We start from the raw sequence: 25,605 nt of genomic DNA, 5'->3' as shown, positions 1-25,605 counted from the left end.
AGAAATCAATCATGAAAAACAATATGTCAAGACGCCAATTTCTGAAGACTGGCGGGCTTGCCTTGGCTGCAATGACCTTTCAGCCCGCTTCCGTATTATCTTCATCCGGGACTTTCAACCAGAGATATGTTTCGTTGCGTCCTTCTGCAAGCAAAAGGAGCTTCATTTCGAAGGCAGTAGATGCTGCTATTGAAGAAGCAAAGCCTAAAATAAAGGACGAGAAGTTGCGTTGGATGTTCGAGAACTGTTTTCCCAATACGCTTGACACTACTGTCAGATATAGAGTGAAGAATGGCAGACCAGATACTTTCGTCATTACAGGTGATATAGATGCCATGTGGCTGCGCGACTCTTCAGCGCAAGTATGGCCCTATCTGCCGTTGATGAAGAAAGATAAGGACTTGCAGTTGATGGTGGCAGGACTTGTCAACAGACAGACTGAATGTATCTTGATAGACCCGTATGCCAATGCCTTCAACGACGGGCCGTTGGGCAGCTATTGGGAAACCGACCATACACAACATATGGTTAAGGAACTGCATGAACGCAAATGGGAGATAGATTCTTTGTGCTATCCCATTCGTCTGGCTTATCATTATTGGCAATACACGGAAGACACGTCTGTGTTCGATGAAAATTGGCATAAAGCTATGCTGCTGGTGGTCAAGACCTTTAAAGAGCAACAGAGGAAACAAGGCTTAGGACCTTATAGCTTTACGCGCGATTGCGACCGCCCTACAGATTCGCAGATTAACAACGGATGGGGAGCACCGGTAAAGCCGGTCGGCTTAATCGTTTCTTCTTTCCGTCCGTCAGATGATGCTACACAATACGGTTTTCTGATTCCTGCTAATATGTTTGCGGTTGTGTCATTGCGCCAATTGGCTGAGATAGAGGATAAAGTTTATGGAAACAAGGACTTCTCCGGAGAATGTATAACATTGGCAGATGAAGTGGATGCAGCTATCCGTAGGTATGGTACTTTCAATCATCCGGTTTGTGGACGTATTTATGCCTTTGAGGTCGACGGTTTTGGTAACGCGCTTTGTATGGACGATGCCAATGTACCCAGTTTGCTGGCTGCGCCTTATCTGGGTTATTGTTCTTTTAAAGATGCGATTTATCAGAATACCCGTAAAATGATATGGAGCGGCAATAATCCTTATTTCTTTAAAGGAAAAGCCGGTGAAGGGGTAGGAGGCCCTCATGTGGGATTGAATTATATCTGGCCGATGAGCATCATTATGAAGGCTTTTACAACGGATGATTCCGAAGAAATACGTGCTTGTCTGAAGCAACTTCGTGATACGGATGGAGGGACGGGCTTTATGCATGAGTCTTTCCATTCGGAGGATGCCGCGGACTTTACTCGTTCCTGGTTTGCCTGGACAAATACTTTGTTCGGTGAACTGATACTGAATACAATCAAGGAATATCCCAACTTATTATCCCAAATACTATGAAGATAAGATATTGGTTACTGGCTATGTCATTCATTTTTCTCTCTTGTGGGAGAGTGGCTGATGATGTAGCGGCAAACTATGGTATTATACCCATGCCGAATGAACTTGCTCCAATGCAGGGAGTGTATGTCCTGCAAGGGGAAAAAACAGTGGCTGTCCCTTCCGGGGAAGCCGCGATGAAAGTTTTTCATTATTTGGAGGATGCGTTGAAAAACACTTCTGTAACGCTGAAGGGTATTTCGGAAACGGGAAAGGCCGATATTTGCTTATCTATAGATAATTCCTTGCCCGATGAGGCCTATACATTGGAGGTTTCTTCCGATAGGATAAATATATCTTCCAATGAAACTGCCGTCGGATTTTTTTATGGTGTCCAGTCTTTGCTGCAGCTCATGCCGGCAGCCATTTATGATGGTGACCGGAAATACGAAGGAAAGATTAGGATTCCTGCTGTCAGCATTACGGATGCTCCCCGTTTCCCTCATCGTGGGGCTATGATGGATGTAGGGCGTAATTTTCTGCCAAAAGAGGAAGTGCTGAAGTTTCTTGATTTGATGGCATTCTATAAATTGAATAAATTCCATTTTCATCTGACAGATGACCAAGGATGGAGAGTAGAAATAAAGAAATACCCGAAACTGACTGAAATAGGTTCTTATCGTAAACAGACTCAGATAGGACACTCTGATTATTATTTTCCACGGCGTTACGATGGAAAAGAAAAGAGAGGCTATTATACGCAGGAAGAAATAAAGGAAATTGTGAAGTATGCATCCGACCGTTTCATTACGGTCATTCCCGAAATTGAAATGCCGGGACATGCATCCGCAGCACTGGCTTCCTATCCGGAACTTTCTTGCGGACTGGGAAAGACTTATGTGGTGCGTGATTATTTTGATGTTTTTGATGAGGTCTATTGTCCCAAAGAGCATACATTTGAATTCTTACAAAATGTGCTGACCGAAGTTATGGAACTCTTCCCCAGCCATTATATCCACATTGGTGGAGATGAGTGTCCCAAGAAAGCATGGAAGAAGTGTGCCCATTGCCAGCATTTGATGAAGTGGGAAGGTCTGCCCAACGAAGAAGCTCTGCAAAGTTGGTTTATCCATCGGATTGAGCAATTTGTGAACAGTAAAGGGCGTGACATCATCGGGTGGGATGAGATTCTGGAAGGAGGGCTTGCTCCTAATGCTACCGTCATGTCATGGCGTGGCGAAAAAGGAGGTATCGAAGCGGCTCACCAACGGCATAAAGTCATTATGACACCCGGCAAAAAGTGTTATTTGGATTACTACCAGGAAAGTCCGGAATTTGCCCCGTTGGCTATCGGCGGTTTTCTTCCGTTGGATACGGTGTACAATTATAACCCGCTTCCTGCTGAACTGACTCCGGAAGAACAAGCTTATATAATAGGTGTACAAGCCAATATCTGGGGAGAGTACATACAGACTCCCGAGTATTTTGAATATATGGCTTTCCCTCGTTTGCTGGCTATGTCAGAGGTGCAATGGACACAGCCGGAACATAAGGACTTCGAGTCGTTTGCCCGTAGGCTGGATAAGGAGTTTGAACGATTGGATTATTGCGGAGTGAATGCTTGCCGCAACTTCTATGAAGTCAATCAGGCTGGTGCGTGGAACAAGTCGCAGCAGACTTATGAGGTGACTTTGAACACCTTCTGTCCGGATGCCGATATTTACTATGCGGTAAATGATTCAACGGTCAACACTTCATCTTCCCTTTATAAGACTCCGATACCGTTGGACGAGGATGCAACTGTTTATTCGGCAGTTTACAGAGACGGTAAGCCGTTGGGGAAAGTGACCCGCAAGAGCTTTGCTGTAAACAAGGCAACCGGATGTGACTATACTTGTAATCCTGCAGCAGGATGGGAACACCTGAATGAAGGCTTCGGGCTGACTGATGGACGACGTGGCTATGCCCGCGACATGCGTCGCTGGATTAGCTTCTACCAGGATACTGTACAGATTGTAGTGGAACTGAAGAAACCTCAAAAAGTCAAGGAAGTGGCCTTTTCTTCTTTATGGCGGCCGGTAAATGAGATATGGCCGGCAAGGGCGATGAGTGTTTCTGTTTCAATGGATGGTCAGACTTTTATTCCGGTGGGCACTAAACGGCTGACTTATGATTTTAGCTTGACGGAAGGCACCCGTTTTCCGGCATCTCTTTCATTTGCCGAAACGGAAGCTACATTTGTCCGCTTGGAATTATTGAGTGGTGGCTTGTGCCCGAAAGGATATTTTCATGAAGGGTTGCAGAGTGAGTTGGCAATAGATGAAATAGAAATATATTAATCTCAAGAAATTATGAAGAAAATAGTTGTTCTTTTAGTTGTACTGTTGGGCTGTATGCCGGTAACGGCTTTTGCGCAGAAGCAATTCTTTTTTAAGGATGGCAGGTTTGTAGTAGCACAGTTTACAGATTTGCACTGGATGCCGGGTTCTGCAAAGTGTGCCGAAACGGCAGCTACTATCCGTGCTGTCCTGGCAGCCGAACATCCGGACATTGCTATACTGAGTGGGGATGTGGTGACCGATGACCCTGCTATGGATGGATGGAAAAGTGTAGTGGATATTTTCAATGAAGCCAAGATGCCTTTTGTGGTGATGATGGGAAACCATGATGCAGAATACTTGACGCGCAATGAAATCTATGATTTCCTCTTGAAGTCTCCCTACTATGTGGGGGCAAAAGGCCCTGAAGATATTATGGGATGTGGTAATTGTGTGATTTCTATTTATAGTCCGGAGAAGAAGGACCAGGTAGAGGCATTGCTCTATTGCATGGATTCCAACGACTATCAGCCTAATAAAATCTATGGTGCTTACGACTGGATTCATTTCGACCAAATAGAATGGTACAGAAAGCAAAGTAAACACTTTGCAGAGAAGAACGGTGGTAATCCCGTTCCTGCTTTGGCCTTTTTCCATATTCCGCTGATTGAATACAACGAAATCAGAGGTGACGGGAAAACTTATGGCAATGACAAAGAAGGTGGAGTTGCCTCTGCTAATATCAATTCTGGTATGTTTGCTTCCTTCCTTGACATGAGGGATGTAATGGGAGTATTTGTAGGACATGACCATGATAACGATTTTATAGGAATAGATAAAGGTATTGCATTGGGATACGGACGGGTGACCGGTGCGGATGCGTATGGAGAGTTGACGAGAGGAGCCCGTATCATTGAACTGTACGAAGACCAATTCAAATTTGACACATGGATTTCCACTCCTTCGGGAAGGGAGGCTGCCTACTATTACCCTTCAGGTCTGAATTCGGATGAGGAGCAGAGTATGGCTTATTTGCCGGCTACGGGAACTTCTCCCAAGAAGCAGGGCGTGGCATATACCTATTATGAAGGCAAATGTAAACGTGTTGCCGATATTGCCGCCTGCAATAAAGTGAAGGAAGGGGTGATGAAGAACTTCTCGATTGAAGAAGTAGCCGTCCCTGATCATTTTGCTTATGATTTCCGTACGTTGGTGAAAATTCCAGAAAGGGGAGTATACCGTTTCTATACTTTTTCCGATGATGGTTCTAAACTATACATAGACGGTAAATTGATTGTTGATAACGACGGTGGACACAGCGGACGCCGTGCCGAAGGGAAAGTCGCTCTCGAAGCAGGGTACCACGAGTTGCATCTGCTGTATTTCGAAGATTACATGGGCCAGGAATTGGAAGTCGGGTATTCGGGACGGAATGTTCTGGAAACCGTGTTACCTGATACCATGTTGTTTGTACCGGATTAAATCAGCGCTGGTAACTCTTTGTCTGGTACTCTTTCCGATATTCATTGGGAGAGACTTTCTTCAAAGCTTTGAATTGGCGGGACAAGTTCTTCAGATTGTTTATTCCGACTTGTTCCGCCACATCTGCAATCGGAGCATCACTGGCCAACAGCAATTGGGCAAAGCGTTCCATCCTAAGGTTGAAGATGTATTTGTGGATGGATTGCTGGGTGACTTGCTTGAAGCGAATCTCCAATAAACGGCGTGATAATGGTACTTGTTTCACTATATCCGATACAGTGATATCAGCTGCTATATTCTGATGGATATATTTCAGAGCGGTTTGGATATGGGCATCGGTGGTAGAATAGAAGTCGGTCGAAAGCCGGTTGATTATATTAACTGGTTGGAGCACTACGTCCTGATAAGTGGCCTCCTCATCATTCAATAGATGTTCTATGAGGGCAGCTGCCTCAAATCCGCCTCTTACAATGTTTTGGCTGATACTGGATAGGGGAGGGTCTGAAAGATTGCATATAATCTCATCATTGTCGACTCCTAATATTGCTATCTTGTCGGGCACTCTGATGTTGTTGACTTTACAGATTTCCGTAATGCGGTTACCTTGATTGTCATCGCAAGCCATGAGTGCCGTAGGTTGTGGCAATGACTTTAACCAGTTGAGCAGGGGCGGTGCTTCATAAAACCATAAGTCATCAAGGGATTGGTCCTGATAAGAATAGAAATTGTTTCCAAACCCTTGGGCTGCTATACATTCATAGAAACCCTCGCAACGTTCTTGTGACCATACCGTATCGCGATAACCATAGAATGCGAAGTTCTGAAAGCCTTTACTCAGAAAAAACTCTGCTGCCATTCTGCCGGTCTTGCGGTAATCGCCGGTGATGTTTGGAATATTGCTGAACCTTGATTTATAATCCTGGGCCAATGCGATAATTCCGTTTTCACGGAATAGCTCCACGTTGTCATCATTGTCAAATCTGCCGATGATTGCATCTGCATGCCATGTCTTTGCCCATTTCAAGACTCCTTCTATACCATGACTGTTTTTGTAGGAGGGTGGCATACGGCATACTACCCATGGCTCATGGCTTTTGGAATAGGCCAATACCCCCTTTAGCAGATTGTACGAAAAGGACTCTGTAAAATCGGTCAATAATATCAATCGAATCATAGCAGTTGACTAAATGTAACTGATTGTTACTTATACAAATGTTAGCTTAATTGACAAATATAGGATTTTATTTCTTTTTCTTCAAATCTTTTCCCTCATATTTGCAGATTGCTTCAATCCATTTTTCTTCCAGTGGCTTGGACTCGTGTTTGGCGAGGTCGAAGGCTACCATGACGGAGGTACATACGCATTTTACTTCTTGGGTTTCCGTATCAATGACCCGTTGGGCGAGGTGGAAGCTTTTGGTTCCTATCTCAGTGACGGCAGTTTGCACGGCGATATGGTCCGAACCATAAATCTGTGCGAGGAAGTTTGCTTCAATATGGACGACAACGATACCATCCTTTTCCCAATCTACATCCGGGCATACGGAAGCGAAATATTCCGTTTTTCCTAAATCATAAAAAGAGAAGTAAACAGTGTTGTTTACATGGCCGAATTTGTCGACGTCATTGAAGCGTAGTTGTATGGGCAGGGTGTGGTTAAATTGAATTTCTTCCATTGTTTTCTCTTAAACTTTGTTTATAATCGCTGCAAAAATACTATTTTTGCGTGTTAATCCGTGAACTTATATATCAAGAAATGATAGAAGACATCAAAAAAGCCTGCCAGGTAATGAGCGAGGGCGGGGTAATTCTGTATCCGACAGATACGATTTGGGGTATAGGTTGTGACGCTACCAATGAAGAAGCGGTGCGCCGTGTATATGAAATCAAGCAACGCTCTGACAGTAAGGCGATGCTGGTATTGGTAGATTCTCCGGTAAAGGTGGATTTCTATGTGCAGGATGTTCCGGAGGTTGCCTGGGATTTGATAGAACTGGCTGACAAGCCCCTTACCATAATTTATTCCGGAGCGCGTAATCTGGCTCCTAACTTGCTTGCCGAAGATGGTAGTGTAGGTATCCGTGTCACCAGTGAGGCATTTTCAAAACGGCTTTGTCAGCAGTTCCGCAAGGCGATAGTCTCTACTTCTGCCAATGTCAGCGGGCAACCGTCTCCCGGTAACTTCAGTGAAATAAGTGAAGACATCAAGTCTGCGGTGGATTATATAGTAGGATACCGCCAGGAGGAAACGGGACGCCCGAAACCGTCCAGTATCATCAAGTTGGGCAAGGGCGGAGTCATTAAGATTATTCGCGAATAAAAGGAAAAATGGCAGAGGACAAGAGGAGTTTGTTGCAGCGCTTCATCATATGGCGCGAAAAGAATATCAAGGAAAAGCGGTTCATACTGATTCTCAGTTTTCTTGTAGGTATCTTTACGGCATTCGCCGCACTGATACTGAAAGTCATCATACACTGGATACAGAACTTCCTGACGGATAATTTCAATGCGACGGAAGCCAACTACCTTTATCTGGTCTATCCGGTAGTGGGTATCTTCCTGACCGGATTGTTTGTCCGCTACGTGGTGAAGGACGACATCAGTCATGGTGTTACCAAAATCCTATACGCCATCTCGCGGCGGCAGGGACGCATCAAACGGCATAACACTTGGTCGTCCATCATAGCCAGTTCCATTACCATCGGTTTCGGTGGTTCGGTCGGGGCGGAGGCGCCTATTGTGCTGACGGGTTCGGCTATCGGTTCCAATCTGGGAACCATCTTCAAGATGGAGCATCGTACGCTGATGCTATTGGTGGGATGTGGTGCTGCCGGTGCGGTTGCAGGCATTTTCAAGGCGCCGATTGCCGGTCTGGTATTTACGCTGGAGGTACTGATGATAGATTTGACAATGTCCTCCTTGTTGCCGTTGCTGATATCTGCGGTGACGGCTGCAACTGTTTCCTATATCGTGACGGGTACGGATGCCATGTTCAAATTCCATCTGGACCAAGCTTTCGAACTGGAGCGTATTCCGTATGTCATTATGCTGGGTATCTTCTGCGGATTGGTTTCCCTTTATTTTACCCGGGCCATGAACTCTGTGGAAGGCGTGTTCGGAAGGTTGAGAACTCCCTATAAGAAACTGATAATGGGCGGTGCCATGCTGAGTATCCTGATATTCCTTTTCCCACCGTTGTATGGCGAAGGTTACGATACGATAGAATTGTTGCTGAATGGGATGAGCAATGCCGAATGGGACACGGTGATGAATAATTCCTTCTTCTACGGGCACGGCAATCTGTTGCTGATATACCTCATACTGATTATTCTGTTCAAGGTCTTTGCCTCGAGTGCCACGAATGGCGGGGGCGGTTGCGGCGGTATCTTCGCACCTTCGTTGTATCTGGGTTGTATTGCCGGTTTTGTCTTTTCACATTTCAGCAATGAAATAGAGATGACGGCTTATCTGCCCGAGAAGAACTTTGCCTTGATGGGAATGGCGGGGGTCATGAGTGGGGTCATGCACGCTCCGCTGACCGGCGTGTTCCTCATAGCCGAGCTTACGGGAGGATACGACCTGTTTCTGCCACTGATGATTGTTTCCGTCAGTTCTTATCTTACCATCATCATGTTCGAGCCTCATAGTATCTATTCCATGCGTTTGGCCAAGAAAGGAGAACTGTTGACGCACCATAAGGACAAGGCCATCCTTACCCTGATGAAGATGGAGAATGTGGTGGAAAAGGATTTTGTGACCGTGCATCCCGAAATGGATTTGGGCGAACTGGTAAAGGCCATTTCTGCCTCGCATCGCAATGTCTTTCCCGTGACGGATAAGGAAGGGGTGCTGATTGGCATTGTCTTGTTGGACGATATCCGGAACATTATGTTCCGCCAGGAGTTATATCATCGCTTTACGGTGGGAAAACTGATGACTTCGGCTCCGGCACGTCTGTATGATACGGACAGTATGGAGCGGGTGATGCGTACCTTTGATGATACGAAGGCGTGGAATCTGCCGGTGGTGGATGCGGAAAACAAATACTTGGGCTTCGTGTCCAAGTCGAAGATATTCAACTCGTACCGTGAAGTATTGGTACATTTTTCGGAAGACTGAGGACTTTTTGGTATTTACTATTTTACTATTTACAAGTTACTATTTGCCGTTCGGGGTGATGGGGCATTGTAAATCGCAAAGAAGATGCTTCGTACATTGTAAATGGTAAATTGTAAATGGGCAAATGAGCTGCCTCGCAAATGGTACATTGTAAATGGTAAACTGTAAATGAAATGGTGGAAAAGAAGAATTTGAGGATTGTATATATGGGTACTCCCGACTTTGCGGTGGAGGCTCTTCGTTGCCTGGTAGAAGGAGGCTACAATGTGGTGGGTGTCATTACGATGCCCGACAAGCCTGCCGGACGGGGACATAAACTCCAGTTTTCTCCGGTGAAGCAGTATGCACTGGAACATAATCTTCCGCTTCTTCAGCCGGAGAAGCTGAAGGATGAGGCTTTTGTGGAGGCGTTGCGTGCATGGAAGGCCGATTTGCAGATAGTCGTTGCTTTCCGCATGTTGCCGGAGGTGGTATGGAACATGCCGCGATTGGGCACCTTCAACCTGCATGCTTCCCTGCTTCCGCAGTATCGCGGCGCAGCCCCCATCAACTGGGCGGTGATTAATGGTGATACGGAAACGGGCATCACCACTTTCTTCCTGAAACATGAGATTGACACCGGTGAGGTTATCCAGCAGGTACGGGTACCCATTGCCGATACGGACAACGTGGGTATCGTCCACGACAAACTGATGCTGTTGGGCGGTCGCCTGGTGGTAGAAACCGTAGATGCCATTCTTGCCGGTACAGTGAAAAGTATTCCTCAAGAAGAAATGGCCGTCGTGGGTGAACTGCGTCCGGCACCGAAAATCTTCAAAGATACTTGTCGTATTGACTGGAACCGCCCGGTGAAGCGTATTTACGATTTTATACGCGGTCTTTCTCCCTATCCTGCCGCTTGGACGGAGCTGGTCCAACCCGGTGGAGAATCTGTTGTGGTAAAAATCTTCGAGACGGAGAAAATAGGGGAATCCCATCAACTGACTCCCGGAACCTTGCAGACAGACGGGAAGACCTATATCCGCGTTGCTGCCGAAGATGGCTTTGTCGGCATCTGCTCCCTCCAGCTTCCGGGCAAGAAGAGACTGAAAACGGATGAACTGTTGCGCGGCTTCCGGTTGACGGAAGGATACGTGATGAAATAACTGATTGTCATTCAGTGACTTCCTACTGCAAAACTACTGCACTCGTTTTGCAGCGTCACTGCAAACCACTTTGCAGTGTTGCTGCAACTAATATGCAGTGTGACTGCAACTGCTTTGCAGTAGCACTGCAACACGTTTGCAGTGACGCTGCAAAAGGTATGCAGTAAGTTTGCAGTGAGAGTTTTGACTTCCAATGTTAGGCTGAATTAAATCTTTTCTCTATATTTGTACATAACAAAGTTCGTAAACTTTAGAACATAACATTATGAAACCAATCATATCCCCTTCTATTCTCTCTGCCGATTTTGGTTATCTGGCACGAGACATTGAAATGATTAACGAAAGTGAGGCGGAGTGGGTACATATCGACATCATGGACGGTGTGTTTGTCCCTAATATTTCTTTCGGATTCCCGGTACTGAAGTATGTGGCAAAACTGTCGCAGAAGCCTTTGGATGTGCATCTGATGATTGTACAGCCGGAGAAGTTTATTCCGGAGGTGAAGGCTCTGGGAGCACATGTCATGAATGTGCATTACGAGGCTTGTCCGCATCTGCACCGCGTGGTGCAGCAAATTCGCGAAGCAGGGATGCAGCCGGCAGTAACGATTAATCCGGCAACTCCCGTGTCCTTGTTGAAGGATATTATTAATGATGTATACATGGTGCTGATAATGAGCGTAAATCCCGGCTTCGGCGGACAAAAGTTCATAGAGCATTCTCTTGATAAAGTGCGCGAATTGCGTGAATTGATTACGGTTACCGGTTCGCAGGCCTTGATAGAAGTGGACGGTGGCGTAAACTTGGAAACCGGTTCGCGTCTGGTAGAGGCTGGAGCAGATGTACTGGTGGCAGGCAATGCCGTTTTCTCGGCTCCCGACCCGAAAGAGGCCATCCGTGCATTAAGGAATCTGTAATCCGTCTTCTGGATTGATAATCGACAGCTGGCAACGGCATCCTTTCCTTCGACTGTTGATGCCGTTGGTAGTTGGTATTTTGTGTGGAGATGCGTTTCCACATGTGCTTTCTGCATGGGAGTATGTGGCAGGTTTTCTGCTTTTTCTTTTTATTATAGGTAGATACAAGCATACCGGATGGGTGTATGGAGCGGCGGTATACCTTTTCTTGGGTGGTACGGGGTTCTGCTTGATGAGTTGGCAGCAGGGAAAGACGGTATTTCCCTTTTCGGGCAAACCTGCTGTTTATAGGGTTTGTATCCGTGAGCATCCAGAAGAGAGGGAGCGCAGCATATTGTGCAGGGTTGCCCTGCTGGGAGAGGTGGAGCAGGATACAGTTACGGGTTGTCCCCGGAATCATCTTTTTCTGGCTTATTTCCCGAAAGATTCTGCTACGGTCACTTTGTGCCGTGGTGATGAGTTGCTGGTATCTACCCGGCTTGCTCCTCCGGCGAACAATGGTAATCCCGACGAGTTTGACTATGCTCGCTACCTGAGGCGGAAAGGTTATAGCGGCACGGCCTACGTGGCTGACGGACATTGGCGGAAGACGGGGCATGATGCCTCCCGCACTGTCAGCCAGGTGGCACTGGATTATAGGGAGAAAGTGATTGGCTTATACCGGAGTTTGGGTTTTGAAACTGATGAATTGGCGGTACTTGCTGCGTTGACAGTGGGGGATAAAGAGGAACTGAGTGATGATATTGTGGAGACCTACTCCGTCTCGGGAGCCAGCCATGTACTGGCACTTTCGGGATTGCATATAGGGTTTCTGTATGCTTTGCTCTTGTTTGTGCTTCGTCCTTTGTGGAGGCGATGGCGGCGGTTGAAACCTTTGTTGCTTTTGCTTCTGGTCCTTTTCTTGGTGAGTTTTGCTTTTTTCACGGGATTGTCTTCCTCGGTGGTGCGGTCGGTCATCATGTTCTCTTTGTTGGCGTTTGCCGGTTTGCAGCCGGAAAAGCCGCTGACTCTGAATACGCTGGCGGCAACTGCTTTCCTGATGCTGCTGTGCAAGCCGGTCTGGTTGTTTGATGTCGGTTTTCAGTTGTCATTCTCGGCGGTTGCAGCTATTGTACTTGTACAGCCTAAGTTATATGCCCTTTGGAAGGTTGACAATCGTTTCCTGCGATATTTGTGGGGACTTATGACAGTGTCTGTGGCGGCTCAGCTGGGTACGGCCCCTTTGGTCATTTTCTATTTCTCCCGTTTTTCCACTCATTTTCTGTTGACTAATCTTTGGGTAATTCCCATGGTGTCGCTCGTTCTGTATTCTGCTGTCTTTCTGTTGATGCTTACGCCGCTGCCTTTTGTACAACATCTGTTTGCAAGGGTAGTAGAGGCATTGGTACATGTCCAGAATGAAGTGCTCCGCTGGATAGAGCGTCTTCCCGGCGCTGCTGTCGATGATATTTGGTTGGATATATGGGGTGTTCTGCTCGTCTATCTGTTCTTGGGGATGGCATATTATGGCTTTCTACGCCTTACGGTACGTAGAGTCTGCTTTGCGTTGCTGGCATTGTTGGCAGTGGTTTCCTGGCATTCCCTTTCCATCATGTCCAATGCTTCCCGGCAGGGGATTGCTTTTTATAGCGTGAGAGGCTGTCCCGTTGTCCATTGTATGGCAGACAACCGTCATTCTTGGTTGGCATGTGCCGATAGCTTGCCGGATATGCCGTGTTTGTGCCGTGCCCTTTCTCCGCATTGGAACCGCCTGCGTCTGGAGACTCCCCGACTGGTTGCCGGAGATTATACCACTTCCGGCTTATCCATGCGCAACCAGATTGTCTCTTACGCCGGTAAGCGCATCTGTCTTCTTTCCGACAACCGTTGGAGAAACAAGAGCTCTTCCCATCCCCTTTCAGTTGATTATCTGTATGTCTCCAAGGGGTATCAAGGTGGGATAGAGGAACTTACTTCGCTCTTTTCCATGGGCATGGTGGTGCTTGACGCTTCTCTTTCAGACTATTATCAGAATAAGATTGCCAATGATTGCGTTCGCTTAGGTATTCCCTATCTTCTTCTTTCTCAAAAAGGTTCTTACCGCATATTGTTATAAATCACAAACTTTTCGTACTTTTGCCCCTTCAATTTGTTATAAACGCCAAATAGTAAATAGTCAATCGTCAAATAGTAAATAAAAATATGTTGACCAAAGTAATAGAACAATCCAAGATAGACCATTTCACCAAATGGTTTGACCGTGCAGACAAGATAGTAATCGTTTCGCATGTGGGTCCCGACGGGGACGCCATCGGCTCTTCTCTGGGCTTGTGGCACTTCTTCAGCTCGCAGGGAAAGACGGCGAATGTTATTGTGCCGAACGCCTTTCCCGACTTCTTGAAATGGATGCCCGGGAGCAAGGACGTCCTTCTGTACGACCGCTACAAGGAGTTCGCTGACAAGCTGATTGCCGAGGCGGATGTCATTTGTTGTCTGGACTTTAATGCTATCCATCGTATAGATGCCATGGGTGACGCTGTTCTTGCATCCCCGGCAAGAAAAATACTGATAGACCATCATCTCCATCCGGAGGATTTCTGCAAGATTATCATTTCCCATCCGGAGATATCTTCCACTTCGGAACTGGTTTTCCGCCTGATTTGCCGTATGGGCTATTTCAGTGACATTTCAAGGGAAGGAGCGGAGTGCATCTATACGGGTATGATGACGGATACCGGCGGGTTCACCTATAATTCCAATAACCGGGAAATCTATTTCATCATCAGCGAACTGTTGTCGAAAGGTATTGACAAGGACGAGATTTACCGCAAGGTGTTCAATACTTATTCAGAAAGCCGTTTGCGCCTAATGGGATATGTCTTGTCACAAATGAAGGTCTATCCGGACTATCATGCAGCCTTAATTTCTCTGACTAAAGCCGAACAAAGCCAGTTCGACTATGTGCGTGGAGATAGTGAGGGGTTTGTGAACATTCCTTTAAGCATCAAAGGGGTGATTTTCTCTTGCTTCCTGCGTGAAGATACGGAGAAGCCGATGATAAAGATTTCTTTACGTTCGGTCGGTACATTCCCCTGCAATCAGCTGGCTGCCGAGTTCTTTGGCGGCGGCGGTCATTTGAATGCTTCCGGCGGTGAATTTTATGGAACGATGGATGAGGCCCGCAAGGTCTTTGAGCAGGCTTTGGAGAAATACAAACCGCTGCTGAATGCCAAAGGATAAAAAAAGTTCAGTTGTAAAGGTTAAAAGTTACGAACTTTCTATCCGCAGCTTTCAACTTTCAAGGAAATCAGATACTTTTGTACGAAATTACTAAATAACAGAAATGAAGAAACTTACTTTATTCTTTTTTGCCTTACTTGCAGTTTGTTTAGCCTTCCAGGCATGCGATAATTCTAAAACTTATGCCGAAATGCTTGAGGAAGAAAAAGATGCCATCAAAGCATTTATCAAAGATAGTAGCATTGTCGTTATTTCTCAAAGTGAATTCTATGCGCAAGATTCGACAACGGATGTAAGCAGGAATGAGTATGTGCAGCTGGCAAGCGGGGTGTATATGCAGATTGTGGATAAAGGTTCGACGAATCCTGCAGATACAGTTAAACCGAATGATTTGATTTTGGTGCGCTTTGAAGAACAAGGGTTGATAGCTGTTGGAGGGGTGAAATCGTATATAACCAATATGAATAGTCCGACTGTTGTGGATGAGTTTAGATATTCTGTTACTTCTTCGTCTATTGCCGGACTTTTCACTCAAGGCTATATGCTTATATATCATGGTTCGTCTGTACCTGCTGGCTGGCTGGTTGCGTTGAATTATATTCGTAACGGAGCACATGTGAAGCTGATTGTTCCTTCCAAGATGGGACAGTCGGATGCTATGCGGGACGTTCATCCTTATTATTACGATTTACATAAACTCCAAATTTGGAACTAACCGATAAATTTTAAATCATTAACCTATGACTCTAATCAAATCTATTTCTGGAATCCGCGGAACAATTGGCGGTAGTGCTGGCGAGGGATTGAATCCGCTCGACATTGTGAAGTTCACTTCAGCTTATGCTACCCTGATTCGTAAGACGTGTACTGTAAAAAGTAACAAAATCGTGGTAGGGCGTGATGCCCGCATCTCTGGCGAGATGGTCAAGAACGTAGTAGTCGGTACCTTGATGGGTATGGGCTGGGATGTAGTGGATATTGATTTGGCTTCTACTCCGACTACCGAGCTGGCTGTAACCATGGAAGGTGCCAGTGGAGGTATTATTCTGACTGCCTCACATAATCCCAAGCAGTGGAATGCGTTGAAACTGCTGAATGAAAAGGGTGAATTTCTGAACGCTGCCGAAGGCCAGGAAGTACTCCGCATTGCCGCCGCCGAAGAATTCGACTATGCCGAAGTGGACCAACTTGGCTCGTACCGTCAGGATTTAAGCTACAACCAGAAACACATCGACAGCGTATTGGCACTTGACCTCGTAGATGTGGCAGCTATCCGAAAGGCAAACTTCCGTGTAGCCATCGATTGTGTAAACTCTGTAGGTGGTATTATTCTGCCGCAACTACTTGAACAACTTGGCGTTCAGCACGTAGAGAAGCTCTATTGCGAACCGACCGGTAACTTCCAGCATAATCCCGAGCCTTTGGAAAAGAACTTGGGTGACATCATGAACCTGATGAAAGGGGGGAAGGCAGATGTTGCATTTGTTGTAGACCCTGATGTAGACCGCCTGGCAATGATTTGCGAAGACGGCAAGATGTACGGTGAAGAATATACACTGGTTACTGTTGCCGACTACGTATTGAAACATACTCCGGGCAATACGGTATCCAATTTGAGTTCGACCCGTGCCTTGCGCGATGTAACTCGCAAGTATGGGCAAGAATATTACGCTTCTGCCGTAGGTGAAGTGAATGTAACTACCAAAATGAAGGAAGTAGGTGCCGTTATCGGTGGCGAAGGAAACGGTGGGGTAATTTATCCGGCCAGCCACTATGGACGTGATGCCTTGGTAGGTATTGCCTTGTTCTTGAGCCATCTGGCACACGAAGGTAAGAAGGTGAGCGAACTCCGTGCATCCTATCCTGCATACTTCATGGCAAAGAATCGTGTAGACTTGACTCCTGAAACAGATGTAGATGCTATTCTTGCCAAGGTGAAGGAGCTGTATAAGAATGAAGAAATCAATGATATAGACGGTGTGAAGATTGACTTCCCCGACAAATGGGTTCATCTGCGTAAGAGCAATACGGAACCGATTATCCGTGTCTATAGTGAGGCTGCCACACCGGAGGCTGCCGAGGAAATCGGCCAGCAGATTATGAAGGTGATTGAAGACCTGGCTAAATAAGGCCGAACGAAATGTTATAATGAATGTCCCACTTTCCCGTGAAAGAGAAGTGGGACTTTTTTTAAACCTTCCCATGAACTCCTCCATCAAACTACTACTATGAATGGTATTTTAGATTCTATAGGCTCAGCAATAACCACTGTCAGTGACTTTGTCTGCGGGTATCCCTTATTTATCCTTCTGATAGGGGGAGGACTTTTCTTGTTCTTTTATTCCGGAGCTGTGTCCCTCTGCCGCATCGGATATTCGATAAAGGCCTTGCGCTATAAATCGGAAGTGGCGGGCGAAGGACAAATCAGTTCTTTCCAGGCCTTGATGAGCGCCATAGCGTCAACAGTGGGTATGGGGAATATTGCGGGGGTGGCTATCGCTATTACAGTAGGAGGTCCCGGAGCCATTTTCTGGATGTGGGTAAGTGCCGTTGTGGGTATGTCCACCAAATTCTTTGAAGGGGCTCTTGCCATTATGTACAAAGGACACGATTCTGCCGGAGAACCGCAAGGGGGGACGATGTATATCATTCTTCATGGGTTGGGCGAACGCTGGAAACCGTTTGCTTATTTCTTTGCGGTGGTGGGGTTGATAGGTACGTTGTGTGTAATGCAAGCCAATCAGTTGGTCGAGTCTGTCACTACGGTATTTACTACTCCGGCAGGAATAGAGAATACACTCGGTCTGCGTTTTGTGATGGGTATTGTCATTAGCCTGGTGGTAGGGGCGGTCATTATCGGTGGCATCCGGCGCATTTCGGTTATCTCGGCTAAAATAGTGCCGGTGATGGTTACTTGCTATATGCTGCTTGTCTTCGTTATTCTTTGTTTGAATTTTGATAAGTTGCCGGGAGTGTTGGCTTCCATTTTCCAGTCTGCCTTCAGCCTGGAAGCCGGTATCGGTGGAATTTTGGGAACTGCACTGACTGGTGCCCGCCGTGCTGCCTACGTCAATGAAGCAGGTGTAGGTACGGCCTCTATGATGCATGGCGCCTCCCGTAATGACAATCCCATTCGTGAGGGGCTGGTAGCCATGATTGGACCGGCCATCGACTCGGGGCTTGTTTGTACATTGACGGCCTTCCCTATTCTTATAGCTGGAAACTATGCGTCGGAAGGAGGCATAAAAGGCCTTTATATTGCTTTGAATTCTTTTGAGCAGCTCCTTCCCGGCTATGGGCATTATCTGTTGATGGTGATGGTCTTTTTCTTTGCCTTTTCTACCATGTTCTCTTATTCGTATTATGGACTGAAGTGCACCAACTTCTTGTTTGGTGCGGAGAATGCCAAGTATTATAACTACTTCTATTTGGTGATGATTGTTGTGGCTGCCATGATTCCGTTGGGAGCAGTGGTTGCCATCATGGATTTGGCTTTTGCCTTGATGGCATTGCCTACGATGACGTCACTGCTGTTACTTGCTCCACGGGTCAGGAGAAAGATGAAGGAATATTTTGCGAACTGATAGAAAGCAGCTTCCACTACAAGTTGATGACCTTTCCTATCTCTCCTTCAAAATTCGGGGTGAATACACCTTTGCCGATATTTGCCTTGATTTCATCGGGGCTCCAAAAACGTCCTCCGTCCAGCTCGTCACTGGGATGTATTTCACCGTCGTAGACAGTTTTGTGTACGAAGACCAGTTCCTTTTCGCGGGCAGACTCGAAGACGTAATGCATGACGGTTTCGGGAATAAAGTCGGTAATGCCGAGCTCTTCGCGTACTTCGCGTTTTAGCGCCATCTCTACACTTTCACCTAAATCGACGTGTCCGCCTACGGAGGTGTCCCACTTCCCCGGTTGTATGTCTTTCCATTCGGGACGTTTCTGTAGATACAACTCACCTTTGGAATTGAATACATGAAGATGGATTACCGGATGAAGCAGTTTGCTACCGTTATGGCATTCGCCACGGGTGGCGGCACCTGTGATGTTGCCTTGTTCGTCGACAAGGGGGAACATCTCTTGATTGTTATCGTGGTTCATTGTGCTTAGGGTATTAATAATGATGAATCTCCATAGCTCAGGAAGCGGAAATCATGTGCCAGTGCATAGTTGTAAATCTTCGGCCAATCACCGTGTACGAAAGCTGATACGAGCAGCAGCAAGGTACTTTGCGGTTGGTGGAAATTAGTCACCATAGCCTTCACGATTTTGTATTCATATCCCGGAGCGATAATGATTTGAGTGCTGGTATGCAGAGCCTCCATGCTATGTCTGTCCAGGTAGGCAGCAATGGCTTGCAGGGCTTCTACTGCAGAGGTGGCGGTGGCCTTGGCAGACATTTCATAAGGTTGCCATTGGTGGACGTGCAAGTCTTCCTCTGTGGCTTCTGGATTATTCAGTAAAGTGACTCCGATGTGATAAAGGCTTTCCAATGTGCGCACTGAAGTTGTTCCTACGGCCACTGCCTTGCCGCCGTGTACTATGAGTTTTTCCAATGTGTTGCGCGAGACAGAGATGTATTCCGTATGCATTTCGTGCCCTTCTATTTCTTCACTTTTCACCGGTTTGAAGGTTCCGGCTCCCACATGGAGTGTCAGCTCTTCCAATTCTACTCCTTTATTGCGCAATGCGTCCAATACGCGTGGGGTGAAATGCAGTCCCGCTGTAGGGGCAGCCACCGAACCTTTGATTTTGGAGTAGACAGTCTGGTAAGTCTCCTTGTCACTTTCCTGGGTCTCCCGGTTCAAGTAGGGGGGGATGGGCAATTCACCGAAGACCTCGAGAATGTCGGCAAAAGTCACTTCCGGATTATTCCAGCGGAAGTTTATCCAATGGCTGGTTCCGTGGCATTCACCCCGTTCGGCGGTCAGGGTGAGTGACTTGCCTTTCACGGTCATCTCACGTCTCAGCATGCCTTCCTTCCATTTTTTCAGGTTGCCGACCATGCAGAGCCAGGCGGCATGCTCGGTTTGCTGGAAGTTGAGGGCGTAGTCGTTCGGCTGTATGGGTTCCAGGCAGAATACTTCAATCAGTGCTCCCGTTTCTTTCCGGAAATGCAGGCGTGCTTGGATGACTTTGGTATTGTTGAATATCATCAGGCTTCCCGATGGCAGATACTCCGGCAGTGAAGTGAATCTGTCTTCTGAAACTTCTCCGTGGCGATACAATAACAGTTTGGACTGGTCACGTACGGACAATGGGAACTTTGCAATGCGTTCGTCCGGCAACGGGTAGTTGAATTCGCTGATTCTGATATGTCTGGGGTCTTCTTTCATGATGGCTTTCTCTTTATTATATCGGCTGCAAAGGTACGGATATTTGGGAAGATTTGAAGAATAAGGGAAATAATTCCTAACTTTGCAGGAAGAAAGTAGGAAAAGACAAACTAAAAGATAAGTTACTATGAAGATAGGAGATAAAGTTCGTTTCCTCAGCGAAGTTGGGGGCGGTGTTGTGACAGGATTTCAAGGGAAAAACATCGTGTTGGTGGAAGATGCCGACGGTTTTGACATACCGATGCCCATAAACGAATGTGTGGTGATAGAGACCGATGATTATAATATCCCCACTCCGGCAGCCAAAGCGGCTGCCAAGAAGAAGCGGGAAGAAGAGCAACAATTGCGCACGGCCGCTACTGCGGCAAGGCCGTCTGCTATGGAGTCTCAGGTTTCGGAGCCTCAATCGGTCCGTTTGGAGAAACCGCAGATATCTGTTTATCGTCAGCCCGAGATGAAAGGCGGAGATATCCTGAATGTTTTTCTGGCTTTTGTTCCGGAGGATATCAAGGCTGTCAGCACTACACCTTTCGAGACATATTTGGTGAACGATAGTAATTATTATATGTATTATACCTATTCGAGTGCCGAAGGAAAGTCCTGGACAGCCCGTTCGCATGGTTTGATAGAGCCGAATACGAAACTTCTGCTGGAGGAGTTCGAAAAGTCCGAGTTGAACGACCGTGAACGTGTGATGGTACAGCTGGTGGCATTCAAAGATAACCGTGCGTTCACAATGAAACCGGCTGTCAGTGTGGAAGTCCGCATAGATATGGTAAAATTCTATAAACTGCATACATTCCAGCAGACGGTTTTCTTTGAAACACCGGCCTTGGTGTATGATATTGTCCGGAATGACCAGCCTGTCAAGCAGGTGTATGTTTCGGCAGAGGAACTGAAGGAGGCTTTGATACAGAAAAAAACGGCAGATACTCCGTCCAAACCGCAGACGGTCATCAAGCGTGGCGGCAAGAATGGGATTGTCGAGATTGACCTGCATATCGGCGAGTTGCTGGATGACACCTGCGGTATGAGCAACAGCGAAATATTGAATTACCAGCTGGATAAGTTTCGTGAAGTGATGGAACAATACAAAAAAAGGCGCGAACAACGCATCGTCTTTATTCACGGCAAGGGAGATGGAGTGCTGCGTAAAGCCTTGCTGGACGAGCTGAAACGTAAATATCCTGACTGCCGCCATCAGGATGCTTCGTTCCAGGAGTATGGATTTGGGGCGACGATGGTGACGATTAAATAAAATCAAGTATTTGAATAGTGAATAGGGTAGTTCAAACGTTGGAATGCCCTATTCATTATTTATAGTCTGACATTGACTCTTGTATTTTTTCTTATGTGTATTTCTTGAGTGGAAGGATTGGACTGCATCATTTCTGATTCTATTTGCTGGATTGCTCTTTTGGCTTTGTGTACAAACCTGCCTTTGGGATATTTTCGCAAATATTCTTCGTAATCTGCTACCGACTGGCAACTATAGAAGAGGCGTTCTTCATTTTCTCTTCTGACTTCTCTTATATCAGTAATGGGAAGAACTGGCTGTGAAGAAGGTTGTGGATGTGGGTGGACAATCTGTTTTTTAGGTTCCTCTTGGAACTGTTCAAGTTTTGCAGTATCCGTTTTTACCGAGTCCATAACGATGTTTTCTTCTCTATTTATTGGGGAGATTGGATTTACCTTGTTTCCCAAAAATTGTTTTATAAAGTTTGCATGAGATGAGGAGGGGTATTCTTTTAGAAAATCTCTGTAGTCTTCTTCTGTACGGCATGCAGCGTACTTGCGCTCTTCTTCAAGGTGTCTAAAGTATATGGAACCTCCTTTGACAAGCAATAGAATCAATACTATACCAAGGCCGGTCCATCCTGCTATGCGTTTATGCATGTTCGAAGGACAGAACTTTTCTTTAAGGCGTGGTGATGTTGTTTTAGGAAAAAGTGGAGCAATAGGCTTCAGCTGTACTGAAGGAGAGTCTGTCTTTGTTTGTTTTAGTATGGAGCAAGCAAGCTCATAGGCTTGTTGGGCTGTGGGGCGGTCCCAAGTGTTGAGGGCAAGGCATGCGTGAACAAACTGGGACAATTGGGAAGAATATTTCTCATCTAATGCTGGAATATGTGCACCATTCAGTTGGACACAACCTCCCATACCTTCCCATAATACAAGACCAGTGGATAATTCATAAACACTCATCCCTAAAGACCATATATCGCTGGTAGCCACAATCAGTGGTTTCTCTGCAAAACGTTCTGGTCCCATATAGGCAAGTGTTCCGGAACTTTCTACTTTGTTGATACTTTTACGAAAAGTATGCTCCAGTTTACGGCTGATGCCAAAATCTGAGATGATGAATTTGTCATCATCCCCTATCAAAATATTATCGGGTTTTATATCTTGATGAATGATAGGAGGATTCTGATTATGAAGAAACATCAATCCGCATGATACATCGCGTATGAAGCGCCAGATTTGCTTTTCAGAGATTTTGCCTTTCAAGCTCGCTGAGGACCCTTTGGGACAGTAAGGCATTACCAAAAAAGGGCACTGTCCAAAAACATCAAAATGATTAAGGTGCAGTAGATTGGGATGGTGTAATTTGTAGGCAAGTTTGAATTCTTCCCGGAAATCTTTTATGCCGTTGTCATCCAACAGTCCGTACAACTTTATGGCAACGTCTACATCTGCTAATATATTTCGGGCAAGCCAGACTTCACCAAAGCTTCCGACTCCTAATAGTTTCTTCAGCTGATAGTGTTCAGCAAATATATCACCATTTTTCAGTTGCATAGTTTCACAATAGTAATCAATCTGTTAGGGTAGTGTTAGTAGTGTCTGTCTCTGTAACTAGAACCGTATCTGCCTGATATAGTATCGTTTTCCATTTTGCATATTGCTGTGGATTTCTATATAAATAGAAGCCTGCCGCTAAAGCCAGTACCAGGAGTAACAGAAGAATTTTCCGGATTTTGTGGTGGTTGGGTTTGCTGAACACTGTATTATTCAACTTTACTTTGGGCTCGGTATCCTGTAGCATGATGTGGCATAACACAATCGTAATATTGTCATATCCACCTGCTTCAAGAGCAGCTTCTATCAACCTATCCTTGCATGTCATTAAATCATCCTGGTTCTCTTCTATAATTTGCATTATCTCTTCGTCGTGGCATAAACCACATAACCCATCACTACACAGTAGGAGAGTATCGCCATCCTTTAAATTATAGGAACGGAAATCGGGATTGGAACGATTGGTCGGGTCTCCCAAACAGCGGGTAATGATATTACTGTAAGGATGGTCAAACGCATTTTCAGGATCTAGTTTTCCCTGATCTACTAAATCTTGTACATAGGAATGGTCTTTAGATAAACGGCAAAAACCAGAATTGCCATTGAATACATAACAACGACTGTCGCCACACCAAGAGATATAGGCTTTATCGTTCAATATCCAAGCAATGACAATAGTAGTACCCATTCCCTGGGTACTACTATCTTCTTTACTTGCATTGACAATATTTAAATCAGCGGTTTTGACAGTTCTGCTCAGAAATTCTTCAACGGCTTCTTCTGAGGTAACAATGCCTTCCTGCGTAACGATATCTCCTAAATTCTCGGGGGTGAATGCATTTTGCACCGTCTCAATGGCTATGGCAGAAGCAACTTCTCCGGCATTGGTGCCGCCCATTCCGTCGGCCACTACCAATATGCTGCCATACCGTCCTAAAGAAATGGGTTCTATCGATTGGGGGATAATCCACTCTGATTGGCATAAATCACGATTGACAACAAAATTGTCTTCGTTGTTTTTCCTGACTAAACCAACATTGGTACCTGCCGCTAATTTAATGCTTATCTCGGACATGTTTAATTTTAATGTATTAAATTTCTGATAGGTACTAAACGATCCTTACCCTCTATGCTTCCTACCATGAAACCCACTACTTTGTAAGAACCATTTTCTAGAAGGAATGCTGGAGAACCATAATAACCGGGCTCTGCCACACGATTCTGTAATATGGTAGTCTCATATTTTGTGTCGGCTATATTGGTATGGTCATTGAAATGAGCCGGAGTAAGATTATGAATATCAGCATAACCTGCATAGCCCACCATTTGAACTTCTGTACCTCCACTCATGTTGTCTGCGGCGGTAATGTCGTAAGGCAATCCCTCACCATAAACGCCTTTTCCTCTAATGTATGCCCAACTGTTGGCAGCAGGGGTAACAATGCTGACACTGATATATTTCCTACGTGTATAGGTCAATTTTATCCCATGTTCCCTTAGTTGTACCCTGATGGATTTATCTACTTCTATTTCGGTCACTTGTACATCATTTCGTCCGTCTTTGGCAAAATCGCTACTGGTAAATGTCAGAGGCTTTCCAGTTCCTTTGGTACTGTATGCACGGTAATGGATAATGATATTACATCCTGCTCCTTTGTATACAGCCAATAGTTTACGCCATGGGTCTTTCCACTCTGTGTTGGAGTATATCCATGGCTCGACATTCTGCCTGTCTGTTACAAACATTCCGTTTGATAGCATGAAGCCAGTTCCGCAGATTATATCTGAAACTTGTATGCCCGGATCAAACTTTGTTCCATTATATTCGATTTCAATACGGTCGACTTTAATTGTATAGATATAATCATAATAATCTTTCAAATCTCCTGAAGCATTACTGTCTTGTTCATCTGCTATATCAGGGTCTTCATAATATTGGTCTTTGGAGAGTCTGGTGCCTTCTTGTATATTTGCGTTAATGGCATTGCTTGAATTCTCAATGCTTTTAGTGCTTATGCTGTTTGAGAGATTGTCCAAGTCTGATTTGACCTTATAGAAACTTGCATTGACATTCTTTAATTGACTATTAACGTTGTCCAACTGTGTTTTTAAGGCCTCTGCATTACCGTCACTGTTTCGTAATTTGGTCTCTAACTCCCGTTGCTGTGCTTCTAGAGATGCTCTTTCGGTCCCCAGTGAATCCAATTGGTTTTGGTATCCTTTCAGTTGAAGTTCTTGTTCTTCTGTCTTCTGTGCCAACAAATCATTTTTTACACCTAAACTGTAGTTCCAGGCAGCCAATCCTGCCACCGCCAGTACGAAAACAATTCCCATGATTGTTAATGCGGTCTTGTAGGGGCGTAAGGCTTGTTTGCGGAAAAGGCTCATTCTCTCAGTCAATCCAATGCTGGAAGTTAATGCTTGGCGACCTTGTGGAACAATGAATCCCAAGCGTGGTCCGCCAACGGATAATTGTATTTCATCTCCTGTTTGTAAATAGTAGGACCCATTTATAGGATGTCCGTTGACCAATGTCGGATTGGAGTGTGAAAGGTGGATAAGTTTCCAGTTTTCACCGTCGCGTACAATTGCAGCATGTTTGCGGCTAACTGTTTCGAAACTTTCATCAAAGCGTACTTGGCAGGAAGCGTCTCTACCTAATTCTACTTGGTCGACAATGATTTTTTGGGATTCTCCCGCTTGATGATACTTTGAAGAGGTCTTGTGCTCCAAAATAAAGTAAGTTCTACCGGAAGCACCCATTAATGCCCCCATACCAGCCCCTACTGAGCCGGCTAAGGTACGTTTGTAATTTTGTGTATCCATACT

General features: G+C 45.7%; 20 protein-coding genes. 13 read left to right on the top strand and 7 right to left on the bottom strand.

Annotated elements, in window-relative coordinates:
- Positions 1-11: 11 nt before the first annotated feature.
- Genes NQ510_RS00665 through NQ510_RS00655 form a run of 3 tightly spaced genes read left to right on the top strand, consistent with a single transcriptional unit; the run spans position 12 to position 5,242 of the window.
- Entirely contained in the window at positions 12-1,463 is a 1,452-nt protein-coding gene (locus NQ510_RS00665; RefSeq protein ID WP_005830040.1) for a glycoside hydrolase family 125 protein, read from the top strand.
- Complete coding sequence (locus NQ510_RS00660; RefSeq protein WP_005830042.1) at positions 1,460-3,781, top strand: glycoside hydrolase family 20 protein; 2,322 nt, start codon at positions 1,460-1,462, stop codon at positions 3,779-3,781. Before NQ510_RS00665 ends, NQ510_RS00660 begins: the two co-directional genes overlap by 4 nt.
- Before the next feature lie 12 nt (positions 3,782-3,793).
- Positions 3,794-5,242 carry a PA14 domain-containing protein gene (locus NQ510_RS00655; RefSeq protein ID WP_005830044.1) on the top strand — a complete coding sequence of 483 codons (1,449 nt, stop codon included), beginning with the start codon at positions 3,794-3,796 and terminating at the stop codon, positions 5,240-5,242.
- Position 5,243: 1 nt separating this feature from the next.
- Here NQ510_RS00655 and NQ510_RS00650 read toward each other — a convergent pair whose 3' ends face one another.
- On the bottom strand, positions 5,244-6,416 hold the full coding sequence (locus NQ510_RS00650; RefSeq protein WP_005830046.1) for an AraC family transcriptional regulator: 1,173 nt from the start codon (positions 6,414-6,416) through the stop codon (positions 5,244-5,246).
- A 67-nt stretch (positions 6,417-6,483) separates the two neighbouring features.
- Positions 6,484-6,918: an acyl-CoA thioesterase gene (locus tag NQ510_RS00645; RefSeq protein ID WP_005830048.1), complete on the bottom strand. Its 435-nt coding sequence runs from the start codon at positions 6,916-6,918 to the stop codon at positions 6,484-6,486.
- Positions 6,919-6,998: 80 nt separating this feature from the next.
- On the opposite strand from NQ510_RS00645, the gene NQ510_RS00640 reads away from it, so the two are divergent.
- The 9 genes from NQ510_RS00640 to NQ510_RS00600 all read left to right on the top strand — a co-directional run bounded on the left by NQ510_RS00640 (position 6,999) and on the right by NQ510_RS00600 (position 18,225).
- On the top strand, positions 6,999-7,562 hold the full coding sequence (locus NQ510_RS00640; protein WP_005830050.1) for an L-threonylcarbamoyladenylate synthase: 564 nt from the start codon (positions 6,999-7,001) through the stop codon (positions 7,560-7,562).
- An 8-nt stretch (positions 7,563-7,570) separates the two neighbouring features.
- Entirely contained in the window at positions 7,571-9,361 is a 1,791-nt protein-coding gene (locus NQ510_RS00635; protein ID WP_005830052.1) for a chloride channel protein, read from the top strand.
- A gap of 173 nt (positions 9,362-9,534) precedes the next feature.
- Entirely contained in the window at positions 9,535-10,506 is a 972-nt protein-coding gene (gene fmt / locus NQ510_RS00630; protein WP_005830056.1) for a methionyl-tRNA formyltransferase, read from the top strand.
- Between the two features lie 265 nt (positions 10,507-10,771).
- On the top strand, positions 10,772-11,422 hold the full coding sequence (gene rpe / locus NQ510_RS00625) for a ribulose-phosphate 3-epimerase (protein ID WP_005830060.1): 651 nt from the start codon (positions 10,772-10,774) through the stop codon (positions 11,420-11,422).
- Between the two features lie 58 nt (positions 11,423-11,480).
- A complete protein-coding gene (locus NQ510_RS00620) occupies positions 11,481-13,517 on the top strand; it encodes a ComEC/Rec2 family competence protein (RefSeq protein ID WP_005830062.1) in 2,037 nt (678 codons plus the stop codon).
- Positions 13,518-13,603: 86 nt separating this feature from the next.
- The gene (locus NQ510_RS00615) at positions 13,604-14,641 is read left to right on the top strand and encodes a DHH family phosphoesterase (RefSeq protein WP_005830066.1); all 1,038 of its coding nucleotides are present in this window, start codon (positions 13,604-13,606) and stop codon (positions 14,639-14,641) included.
- A gap of 103 nt (positions 14,642-14,744) precedes the next feature.
- Positions 14,745-15,356, top strand: coding sequence for a DUF4827 domain-containing protein (locus tag NQ510_RS00610; protein WP_005830068.1), 612 nt, complete (start codon positions 14,745-14,747; stop codon positions 15,354-15,356).
- Positions 15,357-15,381: 25 nt separating this feature from the next.
- Positions 15,382-16,770 (top strand): phosphoglucosamine mutase, encoded by a 1,389-nt coding sequence (gene glmM / locus NQ510_RS00605; protein ID WP_005830071.1) that lies wholly within the window; start codon positions 15,382-15,384, stop codon positions 16,768-16,770.
- A 99-nt stretch (positions 16,771-16,869) separates the two neighbouring features.
- A complete protein-coding gene (locus tag NQ510_RS00600) occupies positions 16,870-18,225 on the top strand; it encodes an alanine/glycine:cation symporter family protein (RefSeq protein ID WP_005830073.1) in 1,356 nt (451 codons plus the stop codon).
- A gap of 16 nt (positions 18,226-18,241) precedes the next feature.
- On the opposite strand, the gene NQ510_RS00595 is transcribed toward NQ510_RS00600, so the two are convergent.
- Positions 18,242-18,745 carry an NUDIX hydrolase gene (locus NQ510_RS00595; RefSeq protein ID WP_005830075.1) on the bottom strand — a complete coding sequence of 168 codons (504 nt, stop codon included), beginning with the start codon at positions 18,743-18,745 and terminating at the stop codon, positions 18,242-18,244.
- Between the two features lie 5 nt (positions 18,746-18,750).
- Positions 18,751-19,980 carry an S-adenosylmethionine:tRNA ribosyltransferase-isomerase gene (locus tag NQ510_RS00590; protein WP_005830078.1) on the bottom strand — a complete coding sequence of 410 codons (1,230 nt, stop codon included), beginning with the start codon at positions 19,978-19,980 and terminating at the stop codon, positions 18,751-18,753.
- 127 nt (positions 19,981-20,107) lie between these two features.
- On the opposite strand from NQ510_RS00590, the gene NQ510_RS00585 reads away from it, so the two are divergent.
- Entirely contained in the window at positions 20,108-21,238 is a 1,131-nt protein-coding gene (locus NQ510_RS00585; protein WP_005830082.1) for a DUF2027 domain-containing protein, read from the top strand.
- A 59-nt stretch (positions 21,239-21,297) separates the two neighbouring features.
- Here NQ510_RS00585 and NQ510_RS00580 read toward each other — a convergent pair whose 3' ends face one another.
- The 3 genes from NQ510_RS00580 to NQ510_RS00570 are packed head-to-tail and all read right to left on the bottom strand — an operon-like array spanning position 21,298 to position 25,602.
- Positions 21,298-22,776, bottom strand: a complete 1,479-nt coding sequence (locus NQ510_RS00580) for a serine/threonine-protein kinase (RefSeq protein WP_005830084.1) — start codon at positions 22,774-22,776, stop codon at positions 21,298-21,300.
- 16 nt (positions 22,777-22,792) lie between these two features.
- The gene (locus NQ510_RS00575) at positions 22,793-23,851 is read right to left on the bottom strand and encodes a PP2C family protein-serine/threonine phosphatase (protein WP_005830086.1); all 1,059 of its coding nucleotides are present in this window, start codon (positions 23,849-23,851) and stop codon (positions 22,793-22,795) included.
- Between the two features lie 8 nt (positions 23,852-23,859).
- On the bottom strand, positions 23,860-25,602 hold the full coding sequence (locus tag NQ510_RS00570) for an FHA domain-containing protein (RefSeq protein WP_005830088.1): 1,743 nt from the start codon (positions 25,600-25,602) through the stop codon (positions 23,860-23,862).
- Between the last annotated feature and the right edge of the window lie 3 nt (positions 25,603-25,605).

This window comes from Bacteroides uniformis (assembly GCF_025147485.1).
GTDB lineage: Bacteria > Bacteroidota > Bacteroidia > Bacteroidales > Bacteroidaceae > Bacteroides > Bacteroides uniformis.
Note: the sequence above shows the minus strand (reverse complement) of the source record. Positions and strands in the feature narration are given on the sequence as shown.